This window comes from Rhodoferax sp. (genome assembly GCF_044236835.1).
Taxonomy (GTDB): domain Bacteria; phylum Pseudomonadota; class Gammaproteobacteria; order Burkholderiales; family Burkholderiaceae_C; genus Allorhodoferax.
On record NZ_JBIIGC010000003.1, the window covers coordinates 153,407 to 170,704 of the forward strand.

The following is a 17,298-nucleotide window of genomic DNA, read 5'->3' on the forward strand; positions in this document are numbered from 1 at the left end:
TTGGGGAGCGTATGGCGGATTACAAAAACAAGAAGCTCATCTATCACTTGACAGCACTCAAGAACATCCCATCCATCCTTGAGAAAGGGCTTCTGCCCCGGAATCAGCTGACGGGTTTCCAAGACGTTGCGGACAAAGAGATCCTTCATAAACGGCAGGGCTTGGTGTTGGAGGGGTATGTCCCGTTTCACTGGTTCGTAAACAACCCTTTCGATGGAATTGTTCAGAAAACCCACAAGGACACCCCATTCGCACTCATTGCCGCGAAGCGTGAGCTTGCTGCCAAGAAGAACTGGAAAATTCTTCCTCGCCACCCGTTGGCCAGCGGTGAAATGGAACTGCTCGATTACGCTGAGGGTTTTGAGGCAATCGATTGGCAGAAGATGAATCAACGCGATTACCGTGACCCGGTTTGCAAGAGCGTATGCATGGCCGAGTGCCTTGCACCCAGCACAGTGCCAGTTTCTCAGTTCTTTGCTATCTATGTCCGCGACACAACGATTGAACGAAAAGTCCGTACGTGGGCCAATCGCCTGGGAGTAGCCGTTAGGGTTGACGTAAATGAGAACATGTTTCTTAAATGATTTACAAGAACCTCAACCCCGAAAAAGCGCTGATCTGGCGAATCATCCATCGCGACAATTTACCGTGGGTGCTGCAGCATGGACTGCACTGCGGCAATAGTGCACTGCGGGCACCTAACTGGGTGAGCATTGGTAATGCGGAACTGATTGACAAGCGCGCACGCCACGCTGTGCCTATGCCACCGGGCGGGCTGCTGAACGACTATGTACCCTTTTACTTCACGCCTTTCTCGGTGATGATGCGCAACATCCGCTCGGGGCGCGGCGGTGTGCAACAACGGCAGAACGACGAGATCCTGATTTTGGTGTCCAGCCTGCACCATGTGGCCAAGCTGGGGCTGCCGTTCTTGTTTACCGATATGCACGCCTTTTACCGCTGGGCGACCTATTACGATGACCTGGCCCATCTGGGCAAGGTGGACTGGAAGCTCTTGCAGGCGCGGGATTTCAAGCGCGACGAAAACGACCCCGCCAAGTTTGAGCGCTATCAGGCCGAGGCGCTGGTTCATCGGCATTGCCCCGTATCGGGGTTGATCGGTATTGTTTGCCATTCAGAAACCTGCAAAATGCAGGCTCAGGCGCAAGTGGCGGCCCAAGGGCTCAACTTGCCAGTTCATGGACGTCCGGATTGGTATTTCTGATGCTCAATTTCACAACAGGTAACTTGCTGGAGGCACGTGCGCAGGCGCTCGTGAACACAGTGAACACCGTCGGCGTGATGGGCAAAGGCATCGCGCTGATGTTCAAAGACCGCTTTGCCGACAACTATCGGCTCTACGCGGCCGCGTGCAAAGCACACCAGGTGCGTACCGGCCATATGTTTGTCACCCAACCCGCTGAACTGGACGGCCCGCGCTGGATTGTGAATTTCCCGACCAAGCACCACTGGCGCTCACCGTCCAAACTCGAGTGGGTGACTGAGGGCCTACAAGACCTGCGCAAGTTCCTCATCGACAACAAGGTTCAGTCCATCGCTATTCCCCCCTTGGGCGCGGGCAATGGTGGATTGGAATGGGAGGCAGTGAAGCTCGAGATTCAGCGCGCATTGGGCGATCTGACCGATATCCACATCACCGTGTTTGAGCCCACCAAGGAATACCAGAACGTAGCCAAGCGCTCTGGCGTTGAAAAGCTAACGGCGCCGCGCGCGCTGATTGCGGAGCTAGTGCGCCGGTACTGGGTTCTGGGGATGGAGTGCAGTTTGCTGGAAGTCCAAAAGCTGGCCTGGTTTCTGGAACGTTCTATTGAGCGGCTCAACCTAGGTAAAAGCCCTTTGAACTTAAAGTTTGAAGCCAACAAGTTTGGGCCGTATGCACCGGACTTGAACCATTTGCTCAACAGCTTAGACGGCAGCTATCTGCGTAGTGAAAAGCGTATTGCCGATTCAACCCCGCTCGATGTGGTTTGGTTCAACGACAGTCGCAAGGATTTGGTACAGGGCTATCTGCGCAGCGAAGCCAAGGCTTACATGGAGGCACTTGAGCAAACAACCGAGTTGATTGACGGCTTTGAATCCCCGTTTGGCATGGAGCTGCTGTCCACAGTGGACTGGCTGCTAAGCCGGGAAGGCGTGGCTCCTACAGTGGAGGCCGTGCGTGTGGGTCTGAGCTCATGGCGACATGAAGGCGGTGCCGCACGCAAGTCCAAGCTTTTTAATGACCGCGCGATTGGAATTGCACTGGAGCGATTGGCCCAAGTCGGACCTTCGTGCGTGGCATAAAGTGACCGCACTCCAAGTCGACGTTCGGTGGCGACCCGAGGGCTCACCGATCAACTGCACATACGACAAGTCCTTTCGCGGGCAACGTGATGCGGTACTGGCTGACGCGGTAGCCCACGTCGACCGCAACTACCGGACGCAGACAACCATAAAGCATCCAGCCCAAGCTGAAAGTACCCGGTTTTGGAATTTCTCCTTGGCTGACATTGAGGCTGCGCTCAAGCTAGCGGTGGGAAGTTGCCCAATGCTGGATGAAGCTCATGTTTTTGTGGACATTGGGTTTAGCTCAATCCAAATAAGGACAGCTGGCGAAAAGTGTAAAGCTTTGAAATCACTAGCGCACGGTGGCTCTTTCATGATTTCAGTGCCAGCACATCAATTGGCTAAAGCGCCACTGCTAAAAGAACAAGCAAACGCTTTGCCATGAGCGAATACAGCGAGGTAGAGCTCCCCTTTTTGCAGCAACTCGCCGCCCAAGGCTGGACGGTGGTGGACCAGGGCTGCGCCACCATCCCCCAAGACCCGGCCGTCAGCCTGCGCACATCGTTTCGCGAATGGCTGCTGCCCGGTGTGTTTGATGCGGCAGTGCGTCGCATCAACACCTTGCCCGATGGCAAGCACTGGCTCACCGACCGCCAGCTCGACGACCTGCGCGGCCAGCTGCTGCGCCAACCCAACCGCACCCTGCTGGAAGCCAACGAGGCCATTCAGGCGCTGCTGTTCAAAGCCCAAGTGGATGTGAACGAGGTCACGGGCGAGGCCGACCCGGTGGTGCAGCTGATTGACTTTGCGCACCCCGAGAACAACTCCTTCCATGCCATCAACCAGTTCCGCATTGACACGCCTGGGTGTGTAAAGGCGTTCATCATCCCGGACATTGTGTTGCTGGTGAACGGCATTCCACTGTGCGTGGTGGAGTGCAAAAAGGGCTCGGAAACCTGTGCCAACCCCATGGCCGAGGCCTTTGTGCAGCTGCAGCGCTACATGAACAAGCGCGCCGACACGGCAGCCGCAGGTCTGCGCGAAGGCGAACCCCGGCTGTTCCATAGCAACCTGCTGCTGATTCGCTCTAGCGGGCTGGAGGCAGACTACGGCACCATCACCAGTGGCGAAGAGCATTTTTACGACTGGAAGACGCTCTACCCGCACGACGATTCAGCCCTGCAAGGCATGAGCGCGCAGCAGCGGCTGGTAGCGGGCATGCTCACCCGGCACAACCTGCTGCACATACTGCGCACCAGCACCATCTGTATGGACACCGACAGCGGGCCTCGCATCAAGGTGGTGTGCCGCTACCAGCAATACCGCGCTGCGGCCAAAATTTTGCAGCGCTTGCGCACGGGGGCCAGTAGTGCGGAGCGCAGCGGCGTGGTGTGGCACACGCAGGGCTCAGGCAAGTCGCTGACCATGGTGTTTCTGGCCCGCATGCTGCGCGCCAGCAGCGACCTCAACGACTACAAAATTGTGCTGGTAAACGACCGGCAAGACCTGGAAGCGCAGTTGGGCGAAACCGCCACGCTAATAGGCGCGCGAGTGAACGTGATTGAAACCCGTGCCGAGCTGCGCCGCCAACTGGGCACAGACAGCTCGGACGTGAACATGGTGATGGTGCACAAGTTTCAGGAACGCAAAGAAGCACTGACCAACACGGTGGCCGAGGCGCTAGGAACTTACTTGGCCATACCCGCCGGGCAGACGTTTGGTGTGGTCAACACTTCCGAGCGCATCATTTTGATGATTGACGAGGCGCACCGAACGCAAGGGTCTGACTTGGGCGACAACTTGTTCGAGGCCTTCCCCAATGCCACGCGCATAGCCTTTACTGGCACGCCGCTGATTACCGAACGGCATGGCGGGCGAAAAACGCATAAGCGCTTTGGCGAATACATCGATACGTACCGGCTGATGGATGCGGTCAATGACGAAGTGACGCTGCAAATCTTGTACGAAGGCAAAACGGCCGACACGGCGCTGAATGAAAAGCATGCTTTCGACGAAGCGTTTGAAGACCTGTTCAAAGAGCGCAGTGCCGAGGACTTGCTGGCCATTAAGAAAAAATACGGTGCCACGGGTGACTTGCTAGAGGCGGAGAACCGAATCAATGCGATCGCCAAGGACTTGGTGAACCACTATGTGGACAACATCTTGCCCAATGGCTTCAAGGCGCAGGTGGTGTGCCACTCCAAGCTGGCATGCATTCGCTACCAAAACGGTATTCGCAACGCACTGACTGAACGCATTGCCGCCGAGGAGCAAAAGGCAACGCCAGACACTGCGCTGCTTGCGCAGTTGAAATTCCTCAAAACGGCGGTGGTGATTTCGTCCGACGGCACCAATGAAGCGGCCTTTGTGACGCAAGCGCGCAAAGAGGCTGCCCGCTTGAACGCCACCAACAACTTCTGCAAAGCATTCAACCAAGAGGACCCGGATGCCGCCGGCACCGGCATTGCGTTTTTGATCGTGTGCGACATGCTGCTCACAGGCTTTGATGCGCCGATTGAACAGGTGATGTACATCGACAAAAAGCTGCGCGAGCACACGCTTTTGCAAGCCATTGCCCGAACCAACCGCGTAGCACGCGGAAAGCAGCGTGGCTACATCGTTGACTACATAGGCCTTGCCAACCACTTGACCGACGCACTCACGATTTACGCCGCAAGCGACGAGATGCAAGAGTTGCACAGCGGTTTGCAAAACATCAGCTCTGAGCTGCCGGTATTGGACGAGCGCTACCAGCGGTTGCTGCAACACTTTGATGCATTGGGCGTCAAAAACATCAGGCGTTTTGTCAACGGCGAGTCCCCCGGCTTGGCCGCAGACGCGGAGGTCGTGCACGCCGCTGTGACGGCTTTAAAAAACGAACGACACCGAGCGGATTTTGGTGTGTACCTGAAGAAGTTTTTGATGAGCATGGATGTGGTGATGCCGCATGCTTCGGCCCAGGCGTTTCGGGTACCGGCCAAGCGGTTCGGCTACATCTTGGCGGTAGCAAAAGAACGGTACAAAGACACTAGCCTGAGCCTGGGTAATGCGGGCGAGAAGGTAAAAGCCTTGATCAATATGCACTTGATCAGTCTGGGAATAAACCCGAAGGTGGAGCCGGTAGAGCTACTGGCGTCCGATTTCATGGAAAAGCTGGCCGCACATGCAGGCGACAACGTGGCGGCCAAAGCCAGTGAAATGGAGCATGCCATTCGCAAACATTGCACAGTGCACCACGACGAGGACCCGGCGTTCTTCAAGAGCCTGTCGGCCAAGGTCGATGCACTGATCGAGAAGCACCATGAGCAATGGGACTTGTTAGCGGAAAAACTGACCGAACTGCGCACACACGCCATCGCCGGGCGCACCCACGCAGGCGCTGGCATGGAGCGAGAGGCAAGCACGTTTTACGATCACATCGTGCAAATTGGATTTGCTGACGGAGTAGTTTCTGAAACGGACCAAGCCGCTTTGGAGAAACTGGTACGGGAGCTTGTGGGTTTGCTGCAAGAGACATTGGGCGGTCTCGACTTCTGGCTCAACGCGGACCAACAAAAGCGCTTGCGAGGTGCAATAAAAACAGAAATCGCGAAAGCGAACATTGAGGGGCTCAAAGCCCGCCGTGAACGTGTGACGCTAGAGATCATGAAACTAGCAAAAAACCGACACAGCCTTTTGCTAGCCGCCAGCCAACACAGAGGACCCTGAATGCAGGTTCGCCGAGTTCAAGATATCGAGTACCAACTGCTGGCCGGTGCAGAACGGAAAACCACTGACATCGTCATTGAACGCGATGGCGTGGTGCGTGTGCGTCCTCCCAAAAAGATGACGCCTGAGCAGGTGGATGAAACCGTGCTTTCCAAGCGAATGTGGATTTACCGCAACCTGGCCGAGTGGCACGACCTAAACGCCACCAAAGTGGTGCGCGAATGGGTGAATGGGGAGTCATTTTTATACCTGGGCAGCAGCTACCGATTGACTTTGGTAGATGCGCAACTTGAGGCGCTCAAGCTCAAGGATGGGCGTTTTCAGTTGCTGCGCTCCGTCATGGAAACCGAGGGACCTGCGGGTGCACAGCGGGCGTTTGAGCAGTTCTACAAAGACCATGGCCAGTCGCGCATTGCACGGCGAGTGGCTGATCTTGCGCCAAAGGTTGGGGTCGTGGCTGGGGCAGTGCAGATCAAGGACTTGGGCTTTCGGTGGGCAAATTGCACATCGGAGGGGAGCCTTCACTTCCATTGGAAGTGCTTGATGGCCCCTTTGACGGTGATCGACTACATCGTGGTACACGAGCTGTGCCACCTGCGCCACCGCGATCACTCTGAAGCGTTTTGGAACGAGATCGACAAGGTCTTACCAAACTACCGCGAACGCAAGGAATGGCTGCGGCAGCGTGGCGCGCATCTTGCGCTCTAACTGCACCCACCAACAATCCCACCGCGATGCGGCAGCGCGCAATAAGCCGTCATGCGCCGTAGGCACAATAGCCGCATGCCAAACCAACCACCCTTTATCGCCCCCCAACGCTTCACCGACCCCGCGCTCGCACTGGCCCAGGTGGGCCGGATTTATGACGCTGGCATTGCGCACCTGCGCCACTGCATGCAGCAGTTTGTCGCAGGCCACGACACTACCGAACGCGTGCGCGCCTTCTACCCGATGGTGCGCATCCACACCGACACCGTGTCGCGCGTTATCACACCCGACACCGCACGCCTGAGCTTTGGCTTTGTGGCCGGGCCGGGCCGCTTCGAGACCACACTCACCCGCCCCGATCTGTACCACGGCTACTACCTAGAGCAGTTCCGTTTGCTGATGGAGAACCATGGCGTAGAACTGGAGATTTGCACCAGCGCGCAACCGATTCCAGTGCACTTTTCGTTTGCCGAACACGACCACGTAGAGGGCAGCCTGGGTGCGGAGCGGCGCGCCCGCATGCGCGATGTATTCGACCTGCCCGACCTGGCCGCCATGGACGACGGCATTGCCAACGGCACCTACGAGCCGCAGCCTGGTGAGGCCTTGCCTTTGGCGCTGTTTACCGCACCGCGCATGGACTATTCGCTGCACCGGTTGCGCCACTACACCGGCACAGCGCCAGAGCACTTTCAGAACTTCGTGCTGTTTACCAACTACCAGTTCTACATCGACGAGTTCATCGCCTACGGCCACGCCGCCATGGCCGATCCCGACAGTGAATACACCGCCTTTGTGGAACCCGGCAACGTCATCACACGCCGCGTGGGGCTCGCCGCAGAGGCGGTGGATGGACTTGGAAAGCCTCCCCCGCGATTGCCGCAAATGTCTGGGTACCACCTGGTGCGCGCCGACAAAGCGGGCATCACCATGGTCAACATCGGCGTGGGGCCGGCCAACGCCAAAAACATCACCGACCACATCGCCGTGCTGCGGCCGCACGCCTGGATCATGCTGGGCCACTGCGCGGGTCTGCGCAACAGCCAGCAGCTGGGCGACTATGTGCTGGCGCACGGCTATGTGCGTGAAGACCATGTGCTCGACGAAGAGCTGCCGCTGTGGGTGCCCATCCCAGCGCTGGCCGAGATTCAGGTGGCGCTAGAGCGGGCGGTGGCCGATGTGACGCAAATTCAAGGCCCCGCGCTCAAGAGCATCATGCGCACCGGCACCGTGGCCAGCACCGACAACCGCAACTGGGAGCTGCTGCCCAACAACCAGCCCCAGCGCCGCTTCAGCCAAAGCCGCGCGGTGGCGCTGGACATGGAAAGCGCCACCATCGCCGCCAATGGTTTTCGGTTTCGCGTGCCCTACGGCACCTTGCTGTGCGTGAGCGACAAGCCGCTGCACGGCGAGATCAAGCTGCCCGGCATGGCCAACCACTTTTACCGCGAGCGGGTGGACCAGCATTTGCGCATCGGCATCCGCGCTGTCGAGCTGTTGCGCGCGCGCGGCCCCGACCAGCTGCACAGCCGCAAGCTGCGCAGCTTTGCCGAAGTGGCGTTTCAATAAGTGGCAACCCAATCGGTGGTGCAAGCCGTGGAAGCAGCAATATTCCAAGTCAACAACCTGGTCAAACGCTACGGCGACACCACGGTTGTCAACGACCTGTCCTTTGCCATTGCACCGGGCGAATGCCTGGGCGTGATTGGCCCCAACGGCGCGGGCAAAACCACCACCATCCGCATGTGCCTGGGCCTGAGCGTTCCCGATGGCGGCAGCATCACCGCAATGGGTCTGCAAATGCCCTCCGATGCGCTGGCCATCAAAGCGCAGCTGGGGGTGGTGGGGCAGATGGATACGCTGGACCCCGATTTCAGCTGCGAAGAAAACCTGCTGGTTTATGGCCGCTATTTCGGCATGAAGGACCGGGACATCCGCCAGCGCATCCCATCGCTGCTGGAGTTTGCCTCGCTCACCGCCAAAGCCAAGGCCAAGCCCGGCGAGTTGTCCGGCGGCATGAAGCGGCGTCTGAGCTTGGCGCGCGCCTTGGTCAACGACCCCAAGCTGCTCTTGCTGGACGAACCCACCACCGGCCTGGATCCGCAAGCGCGCCACCTGATGTGGGAGCGGCTGCAGCTGCTGTTGCAACAGGGCAAATCGATTTTGCTCACCACCCACTTCATGGACGAGGCCGAGCGCCTGTGCACGCGCCTCTTGGTACTCGACCACGGCAAAAAGATTGCCGAGGGCAGGCCGCGCGATCTGATCGCCCAGCACCTGGAGCCCGATGTGGTGGAAGTGTTTGGCCTGGGCGCGCTGGCGCTGGCGCAGGGACCGCTGCGCAGCCTCGCCGCGCGCACCGAGGTCAGCGGCGAAACGGTTTTCTTCTACACCCGCGACGCCGGTGCGCTGCTGCAGGCGCTGCAGGCCCATCCGCAGTTGCGCACCCTGCACCGGCCAGCCAACCTGGAAGACTTGTTTTTGAAACTCACTGGCCGCCAGATCCGGGAGGACGCGTAATGCAGCACAGCACCCCTTCGGTTTGGCGCGCACCGGAGTTGAGCCTGCGCTTTTGGCCGGTGTTCATGCGCAACCTCTTGGTCTGGCGCAAGCTGGCCATTCCCAGTTTGGTGGGCAACATTGCCGAGCCGCTGATGTGGCTGGTGGCCTTCGGTTACGGCATGGGCGCGCTGGTGGGCCAGATCACGGTGGCCACACCCGAGGGCGCGGTGGCCGTTCCCTACATCTTGTTCCTGGCCAGCGGCTCCATTTGCATGAGTGCCATGCAAGCCGCGTCGTTTGAAGCGCTGTACTCGGCGTTCTCGCGCATGCATGTGCAAAAAACCTGGGACGGCATCATGAATGCGCCCGTGGGCCTGGACGACATCGTGTTGGCTGAAATGCTGTGGGCCGCGTTCAAGGCGCTGTTTACCGTTACCGCCATTTTGGGCGTCATGCTGGCCTTGGGCATTTCGCACTCCCCAAAGTTGTTGGTGGCGTGGCCTATCCTGTTTCTGGTGGGGATCACTTTCAGCTGCATGGCGCTGGTGTTCAACGCGCTGGCCAAAGGTTACGACTTCTTCACCTATTACTTCACGCTGTTTCTCACGCCGGTCATGTTTTTGAGCGGCGTGTTCTTTCCGCTAGAGCAGTTGCCCGAGCCGGTGCGCCGGGTCTCCGAGTGGCTGCCGCTGTCCAGCGCGGTGGCCCTGGTGCGTCCGCTGTTCATGGACCTGTGGCCCCAGGAGGCCGGAAGGCATCTGGCGGTGCTGGTGGTGTACGCTGGTGTGTCGTTTTGGCTGGCACTGGCGCTCACCCGCAAACGGTTTCAGAAGTGATTGCAGGAGTGATTTGGCAAGTGACGCCATCCGTACATTCTTAGCCAGACGCCCCGCCAAGCCCTGGCCACTTTTTCCCCACCGCCTGCCCGCTCAGGCATTTTTAGAAAGACCGCACCATGAACAAGATTGAAAAAGTTCTGTACCAAGCCCACGCCACCTCCACCGGCGGGCGCGATGGAACCAGCCGCACGCCCGACGGCCTGCTCGACGTCAAACTGGTTCCACCCAAAGAGATGGGCGGCGCCGGCGGCGGCGTCAACCCGGAGCAGCTTTTTGCAGCGGGCTACAGCGCCTGCTTTATCGGCGCCATGAAGTTTGTAGCAGGTCAGCAAAAGATCGCGCTGCCCGCCGACACCCGCATCGACGCCACCGTGGGCATCGGCGCCATTCCCCAAGGTTTTGGCATCGAGGTGCAACTGGCCGTGACCGTGCCCGGCATGGAGCGCGCTGCAGCGCAGGCCATCGTCGACAAGGCGCACCAGGTGTGCCCTTACTCGAATGCGACCCGGGGCAATATCGAAGTCACCATCACCGTCGTGTAAACACGCGGATAGCCACACCGGGTTTGCAAACCCGGTGTCAGCAAGTTGCGGCACGATCGTGGTCCCCGGTTCCACCACAGGCAAGGAGATGCGATGCGACTGGCCCTGATGTCGGACATCCACAGCAATTTGCAAGCGCTCGAAGCATGCCTGCGCCACGCCCGCGCGCAACAGGCCCAGCGTCTGGGCTTTCTGGGCGATCTGGTGGGCTATGGCGGCAACCCGGCGCAAGTCGTGGACCGCATCATGCTGCTCACCGAAGAAGGCGCATTTGCCATCAAGGGCAACCATGACGCCATGGCGGTGCGCCCACCCACCCAGGCGACCACCGTGGGTGACACCAGCGCGCTGTGGACCCACCAGCAGCTCAGCGCCCAGCAGCGCGATTGGCTCGACAGCCTGCCTCTGACCCACCACCTGGAGAAGCTGCTGCTGGTGCATGCCAGCCTGAACCAGCCGGAGCAGTGGCGCTACGTCACCGACGAACGATCAGCCGGTGCCAGCCTGGACGCAGCGGCCGCCTGGCCCGGCGTGCGCTACGTGCTGGGCGGCCATGTGCACGAGCAAACGCTGTACTACCGCGGTGCCACCCAGGGCTTGATGAAGTTTGCCCCGCAAGCCGGCATAGCGATTGCCGTGCCTGCGCACCGGCATTGGCTGGGCACGGTGGGATCGGTGGGTCAACCGCGTGATGGCAAGTCCGAGGCGATGTACGCGCTGGTCGACACCGAGCGTGCGCAATTGACCTTCCACCGCGTGCCCTATGACCATCCGGCGGCGGCCCGGGCGATTGTGCAAGCCGGGCTGCCCGCCCAATTTGCCACTCGGCTGGAGGTGGGACGATGAAACTTCTCGAACCTGGCACCGACCTCGACGGTTTCACCATCGAAGACTGCATCCACGCCGGTGGCATGGCGCACATCTACCAGGTGCGCTACGCCGACGACCGGCGAACGAGCAGTTTTCCCATGGCCATGAAGATTCCGCGCATGACCGCAGGCGACGGCGCAGAAAACATCGTGAGCTTTGAGATTGAATGCCAAATCATGCAGGCCATCGCCGGGCCGCACTTCCCGCGCTTTGTGGCCGCGGGCGACCTGGAACGCATTCCTTACCTGGTGATGGAATATGTGCGCGGCCACACGCTGCAGCACTGGCTGGACCGCGAGCAGCCCGCGTCCATCGACGAAGTGGCCCGATTGGGTGCGGCCATGGCCCAGGCAGCACACGCGCTGCACCAGCAAAACGCGGTGCACCTGGACCTCAAACCCGCCAACGTGCTGGTGCGCGACGATGGCAGCGCGGTGCTGCTGGACTTTGGCCTGTCGTGCCACGCACACCACCCCGACCTGCTGGCCGAGCAGTTACGCAAGGCGGTGGGCTCGCCCGCCTGGATTGCGCCCGAGCAGGTGGTGGGCGTGCGCGGCGACCCGCGCAGCGACATTTTTGCCATCGGCGTGATGCTCTACCAGTTGTGCACCGGCGCGCTGCCGTTTGGTGAGCCGCAGTCCACCGCCGGGCTGCGCCAGCGCCTGTGGGTGGACCCGGTGCCCCCTCGCAAACTGCGCCCCGAGGTACCGGCCTGGTTGCAAGAAGTGGTGCTGCGTTGCCTGGAGCCGGTGGCGGCGCAACGCTACCCGTCGGCGGCGCACTTGGCGTTTGATCTGAGCCACCCCACGCAAGTACACATCACCACACGCGGCAACAAACTCACCGGCACCCCATTTCGCACCCACTTCAAACGTTGGATCCGCGCCGCGGGCATGCAGTACGCGCCCAGCCCCATGCCGGTGCAGCAAATCAGCGAGGTGCCCATCGTGCTGGTGGCCGTACCCTACAAGGATGTGAGCGATGCCACGCTCTACTCCCTGCGCGAGGCGGCAGCGCGCTCACTGGGCACCCGGCCCGGCGCACGGCTGGCCTGCGTGACCGTGATTTCCAGCGGGCTGACCAGTGCCTCCGACGAAGAGAAGAGCGAGACCACGGTGCACCGGCGCTACCTCAGCACCTTGCACCAATGGGCCCAGCCGCTGGAACAACCGGGCTTGCAGATTTCCTGTCACGTGCTGGAGTCGGGCGACCCGGCGCATGCGCTGCTGGAGTACGCGCGCGGCAACAACGTCAGCGTCATCGTTATGGGCGCTGCCACACACGGCCTGAAAACCCAGCGCTTTGTGGCCACGGTGCCCATCAAGGTGGCGATGGACGCGCCCTGCACCGTGGTGCTGGTCAAGCAAGCGCTGCCGTTTGCGCTGCTCGCCGAGGGCGACGCGCCCCGCGCCGCCCGCACTGGCTACTCGGACTCGGATTCCGAGGGCGCTTCGCAGTTGGGCGACGACCTGGGCCCCTTGGGCTGAGCTGCGTCACCAGCGCCAGCCGGCACCCACAGGCGCCAGAGGCGACAATCGCAGCCCCTTGGCTCGCCCAAGCCCTTGGTTAGCCCGAACGTCGGGCCCGCACGAAAGACCGCATGGCCCATGCCTTTGAAACCCTCACGCCCGATGTGGTGCTCGACGCACTCGAGGGCGTGGGCCTGCGCGGCGATGGCCGGCTCACTGCGTTGTCCAGCTACGAGAACCGCGTCTACCAAGTGCAACTGGAAGACGGCAGCGCGGTGGTCGCCAAGTTCTACCGCCCCGAGCGCTGGAGCGACGCGCAAATTTTGGAAGAGCACGCTTTTGCCGCCGAGCTGATGGCCTTCGAGGTGCCCGCCATCGGGCCGCTGGTGCTGGGCGGCCAGACCTTGCACCACTTTGGCGGCTTCGCCTTCAGCGTGAGTCCGCGCCGTGGCGGGCGCGCACCCGAGCTGGACGACGGCGAGGTGCTGGAGTGGATTGGCCGCTTTCTGGCGCGCATCCACACCGTAGGCGCCCGGCAGGATTTTGTACACCGCCCCACCTTGGACCTGGAGAACTTTGCCATCGAACCGATGCAGTGGCTGCTGGCGCACGACATGGTGCCGCTGGATGTGCAGTCCGCCTGGACGCGTGGCGTGGAAGCGGCCATTGCGGCGATGTCCAAATACAGCACGCTGTCGGCCGCGCCCAAGGGCCAGGCCAGCGGCACGCCTGGCATTCGCTTGCTGCGCCTGCACGGCGACTGCCACCCCGGCAACATCTTGTGGACCCCGGCGGATGCCGCCCCGGCCACCGGCCCCGGCCCGCACTTTGTGGACCTGGACGACGCCCGCATGGGCCCGGCAGTGCAAGACCTGTGGATGCTGCTCAGCGGCGACCGCCAACAACGCACCCGCCAACTCGGCGCGCTGGTGGACGGTTACGAGCAGTTCCGCGAATTTGACCGCGCCGAGCTGGCACTCATCGAGCCGCTGCGCACCCTGCGCCTCATCCATTACAGCGCCTGGCTGGCCCGGCGCTGGAGCGACCCCACCTTCCCCGCCAACTTTCCGTGGTTTGGCAGCAGCGACTACTGGCAAGGCCAGGTGCAAATGCTGGAAGAACAGCTCGAAGCGATGCAAGAGGAGCCGCTGGTGGTGTAGGGACTGTTTTCGCGCGTCGATTGACAGCGGGAGGGAGCGCGAGGCCGAGTTCGAGCACAGCTTGATTCGTGAACGAACTATGGAGGGGTTGAAATCAGCACGGGCGCGAGGCAAGAGCGGTGGACGAGAAAGTTGCGAGGCAAAGAGTTGGCCATGGCCACAACCCTTATGGCCAGTTAACCTTGCAAACTACGGACTTCTGGAATTTAGATTGGTACGGAGATTGGGGGCAGGTCACGACCGCGACAACTATGTTGCCGAGGTTGCCAAGCAATTCAACGTCCACCGATGCACGCTCAACGGGCGGGCGAAAAAGGCGCAAAAAAGCACCCGCGAGGGGTGCTTTTTGTCATGGTGTGACCGAAACAGAGACGGAATCAAAAGTACCGGGTGAGTATCCATCCACCAATGCACCTGTCCCGATTCGCAAATAGAAGGTTCTACCAACAATCGAAGTGGGCAATGTGACTGTTTTTGTCGTCACTGTTTTTGTTGTATCCGCAAATGAAATAGACCGCTCTATTTTGGCCGTACTTCCTTCGACCGTGAGCCTGTAATCCATGTATGCCGAAGTTGAACCAGTGACTGAAGTGAGTATTCGAGTTGCTGAATCTACTCCATTGAATGATGAACCACTTCCATAAAGATAAAAACTATCAGAATAATTTGTATCGCCAATTTGTATGAAGTGTCCGTTAGCGGTATCAATTAGTTCCATGTGGGTATCTCTGCCGACAGCAGAACCGACAAATCTACCTTCTACAACAATCTTTGAACCGCCGAATGTAACCTTGCTTTGTGTCGTTGCATATGAGCCCCCACCAAATGTGACCTCTGTTCCAGAGTATTGAATACCGCCGGCACCAGATATGGTATTCCACTTTGTCGCATCCAATGACGCGCCATTGAATGAATCGGTGAACTGGAGGACAGTAGGTGGTGTAGCTGGAGCAATTACAACAGCCTGACTAGTTGTGGACGCAATACCTTTTTCATTCGTTACAGTGAGTTCAACGATATAGGTTCCCTGCGTTTTGTATGTATGGAATTGATTGGCCATTGAACCTATACTTCCATCACCGAACTTCCAAGCGTAGGACTGAATCGGGCCATTTGGCGCGCTGCTTACGTTTACCGAGAAAGTCATAATTTCGCCGACTTTGGGAGATGCTGGACTGGAAACAATTGATATCCCTGAAGCAGAAGATGGAACGGACGCCACAATAGTTTTTGCCTCAACAAATCTGCCAGTAGCGCCATACAGGGCACAGGTAAGCCCTACCATGCCAGCGCGACTAAAATAAAATGGACCCAATGTTTGCGGCGATGAAGTATTAACGCGAATTGCTAAAGGACTCGAACTTGTGTGGTTTGAATACGGAGCATAGCAACGCAATGTCCCACCGAACGCACCCGACCCATTTAGACTTAAGGCTATATTCAAGCTAACTACGCCACCTTCAATGGTCGTACTCATTGCCATGTGATTTGCAAGATACGAATCGGTTGCCTCACTATCAATTCTACCCAAATAGTAGCGAACCTCCCGATAGACATCAGGTATTGAGTAAGAGTTACTATCGACTATTACAGCATTATAGATACTCTGAACATAATCCCATCGAGAATTCAGGCCTCGCAGTTCATAATCAGAAGTTTTTCCTACTTCATAAATCAAGTCAAACCAATCTTTCGCAGTGACAACCCCATCATCATACTTATAACTTAAGCCGTATTTCCCAAAAAATCCTCGAATGTCACTACCAAAAAGCAAGCGTTCCTCTATAAACAGTTGTGTCATTAATGCTTCGCTTTGCTGCCCACTGTACTTCATTGCTATGTTAACGCCACTCGCTGCAACCAGCACATTCGCAGCCTCTTTCGAGACGCCGTCAATCACAGCTTTACTACATCCCCATCCTACTGTTGCACTGGTTTCTCCGATGCATTTTTCCGCAATGCCAAACATTGTGTCGCCAGTGTTTTTGGTAAAGTCCGATAAAAAACTCTGAATTCCCTTTGTCGGAGGCGTTGATTGCTCATTGGCAAGGTTATATGCATCAAACCCAAGCTTAATCATTGAGCGAGCAGACGCCGTCGCAGCTCGAAGTAGCTCGTCGCGCTTCGCCAGGGATGTTCCTGTTGTCGCTAACTTGGCGGCATTACTCAACACCTTCATAGAGCTTAGCAGCACATTTAGTTGCTTTTCTATTGTTTTATCGGCATCCGCCGCCAATGTTACATTCAGCGTCTTTGCGTATACTGAAATTGACGCATGTACTGCATCGACACAAAGGGAGATTTTATCTTCTTCAAACTTTTTTAGCAAAGCAAAGCAACTAGGTGTCGTTGTAAGTGTTTGGATCGTTGCATCTATCACTTCAGATATTTTGTGATAACTTTCCGAGAATTCAACCCCAGATTGAAGGGACTTTCTGGGGTCATCGCTAAGTATTAAGCCGTTTTGTACAATTACTAAGACCGCTTTTTGTAGGGCAGTTTGTGTACCCAAAAATGCCTTCCATACGTCGCCCTTTACGCTATCTTCTAATGAAGATATCGCCGCATCGGCAAAATCCAGTGAATTGCTGACTACGTTGTTATCCAAATGCTTTTGTACATTCTCTCTATTGAAAGTTTCCTCGACAACGGCGAGGCTAAGCTCGCTGTTGTATTGTTTTGATTGAAGCGTTGACTGCAGCCTGTTCTTGTAGTAGTAGTACTTGGACCGATCCAGACATGATAAGCTGTTTTTAATTCTGCCATCTTGCGTGACAGGCGCAGGTATTTGACACTGCGCAAGTATTTCTTCGCTTGTTTTGTCAAGATGCGTTTTTGCCTTATTGAAATCAACAAAGGCCTCCGCTGGATAACTTAGTGCAACAAGCAAGTTTTTTAACTGCTCATCAAATTCCGCTTGATTACCATCAAACTTCATTGAATTCGATAACATCTTGTCGCCGCTTATCCTTGATACATCTATTCCATTACTAACATCTCCATCGCGATCTAGAGATTGCAGTAATTGACCTATACGAATCTTGCGAAGACCGTCTTGATTATCCGTTCCGGATAAGTCATATAAATGCAACAATTCTTTTCCGGTAGCTATGCCAATAGGTAGATTCCCCAAAAAAAAGTTTACAGTCTCTCCAGCATAGTATGAAAATTCACCCAAAGAATTTGTTTTTCCAGACTGCGAAGCGGTCACATA

General features: G+C 57.8%; 14 protein-coding genes. 13 read left to right on the forward strand and 1 reads right to left on the reverse strand.

Annotated features, from left to right (window positions below; all coding sequences use genetic code 11):
* Positions 1-11: 11 nt before the first annotated feature.
* The 13 genes from ACILRC_RS03735 to ACILRC_RS03795 all read left to right on the forward strand — a co-directional run bounded on the left by ACILRC_RS03735 (position 12) and on the right by ACILRC_RS03795 (position 14,084).
* Positions 12-584 carry a DarT ssDNA thymidine ADP-ribosyltransferase family protein gene (locus ACILRC_RS03735; RefSeq protein WP_395668003.1) on the forward strand — a complete coding sequence of 191 codons (573 nt, stop codon included), beginning with the start codon at positions 12-14 and terminating at the stop codon, positions 582-584.
* The gene (locus ACILRC_RS03740) at positions 581-1,225 is read left to right on the forward strand and encodes a DUF4433 domain-containing protein (RefSeq protein ID WP_395668004.1); all 645 of its coding nucleotides are present in this window, start codon (positions 581-583) and stop codon (positions 1,223-1,225) included. The genes ACILRC_RS03735 and ACILRC_RS03740 overlap by 4 nt, the downstream gene beginning before the upstream one ends.
* A complete protein-coding gene (locus ACILRC_RS03745; RefSeq protein WP_395668005.1) occupies positions 1,225-2,304 on the forward strand; it encodes a macro domain-containing protein in 1,080 nt (359 codons plus the stop codon). The genes ACILRC_RS03740 and ACILRC_RS03745 overlap by 1 nt, the downstream gene beginning before the upstream one ends.
* Before the next feature lie 196 nt (positions 2,305-2,500).
* On the forward strand, positions 2,501-2,731 hold the full coding sequence (locus ACILRC_RS03750) for a hypothetical protein (RefSeq protein WP_395668006.1): 231 nt from the start codon (positions 2,501-2,503) through the stop codon (positions 2,729-2,731).
* Positions 2,728-5,994, forward strand: coding sequence for a type I restriction endonuclease subunit R (locus ACILRC_RS03755; protein WP_395668007.1), 3,267 nt, complete (start codon positions 2,728-2,730; stop codon positions 5,992-5,994). The genes ACILRC_RS03750 and ACILRC_RS03755 overlap by 4 nt, the downstream gene beginning before the upstream one ends.
* Positions 5,995-6,702 (forward strand): M48 family metallopeptidase, encoded by a 708-nt coding sequence (locus ACILRC_RS03760; RefSeq protein ID WP_395668008.1) that lies wholly within the window; start codon positions 5,995-5,997, stop codon positions 6,700-6,702.
* 75 nt (positions 6,703-6,777) lie between these two features.
* The gene (locus ACILRC_RS03765) at positions 6,778-8,271 is read left to right on the forward strand and encodes an AMP nucleosidase (protein WP_395668009.1); all 1,494 of its coding nucleotides are present in this window, start codon (positions 6,778-6,780) and stop codon (positions 8,269-8,271) included.
* Complete coding sequence (locus ACILRC_RS03770) at positions 8,272-9,222, forward strand: ATP-binding cassette domain-containing protein (protein ID WP_395668010.1); 951 nt, start codon at positions 8,272-8,274, stop codon at positions 9,220-9,222.
* A complete protein-coding gene (locus ACILRC_RS03775) occupies positions 9,222-10,040 on the forward strand; it encodes an ABC transporter permease (RefSeq protein WP_395668011.1) in 819 nt (272 codons plus the stop codon). The genes ACILRC_RS03770 and ACILRC_RS03775 overlap by 1 nt, the downstream gene beginning before the upstream one ends.
* Before the next feature lie 119 nt (positions 10,041-10,159).
* A complete protein-coding gene (locus ACILRC_RS03780) occupies positions 10,160-10,585 on the forward strand; it encodes an organic hydroperoxide resistance protein (RefSeq protein ID WP_395668012.1) in 426 nt (141 codons plus the stop codon).
* Between the two features lie 93 nt (positions 10,586-10,678).
* Entirely contained in the window at positions 10,679-11,431 is a 753-nt protein-coding gene (locus tag ACILRC_RS03785) for a metallophosphoesterase family protein (protein WP_395668013.1), read from the forward strand.
* The gene (locus ACILRC_RS03790) at positions 11,428-12,942 is read left to right on the forward strand and encodes a serine/threonine protein kinase (RefSeq protein WP_395668014.1); all 1,515 of its coding nucleotides are present in this window, start codon (positions 11,428-11,430) and stop codon (positions 12,940-12,942) included. The genes ACILRC_RS03785 and ACILRC_RS03790 overlap by 4 nt, the downstream gene beginning before the upstream one ends.
* Positions 12,943-13,055: 113 nt before the next feature.
* On the forward strand, positions 13,056-14,084 hold the full coding sequence (locus tag ACILRC_RS03795; RefSeq protein WP_395668015.1) for a serine/threonine protein kinase: 1,029 nt from the start codon (positions 13,056-13,058) through the stop codon (positions 14,082-14,084).
* 349 nt (positions 14,085-14,433) lie between these two features.
* Here ACILRC_RS03795 and ACILRC_RS03800 read toward each other — a convergent pair whose 3' ends face one another.
* Positions 14,434-17,295 carry a PKD domain-containing protein gene (locus tag ACILRC_RS03800; RefSeq protein ID WP_395668016.1) on the reverse strand — a complete coding sequence of 954 codons (2,862 nt, stop codon included), beginning with the start codon at positions 17,293-17,295 and terminating at the stop codon, positions 14,434-14,436.
* Positions 17,296-17,298: the final 3 nt, after the last annotated feature.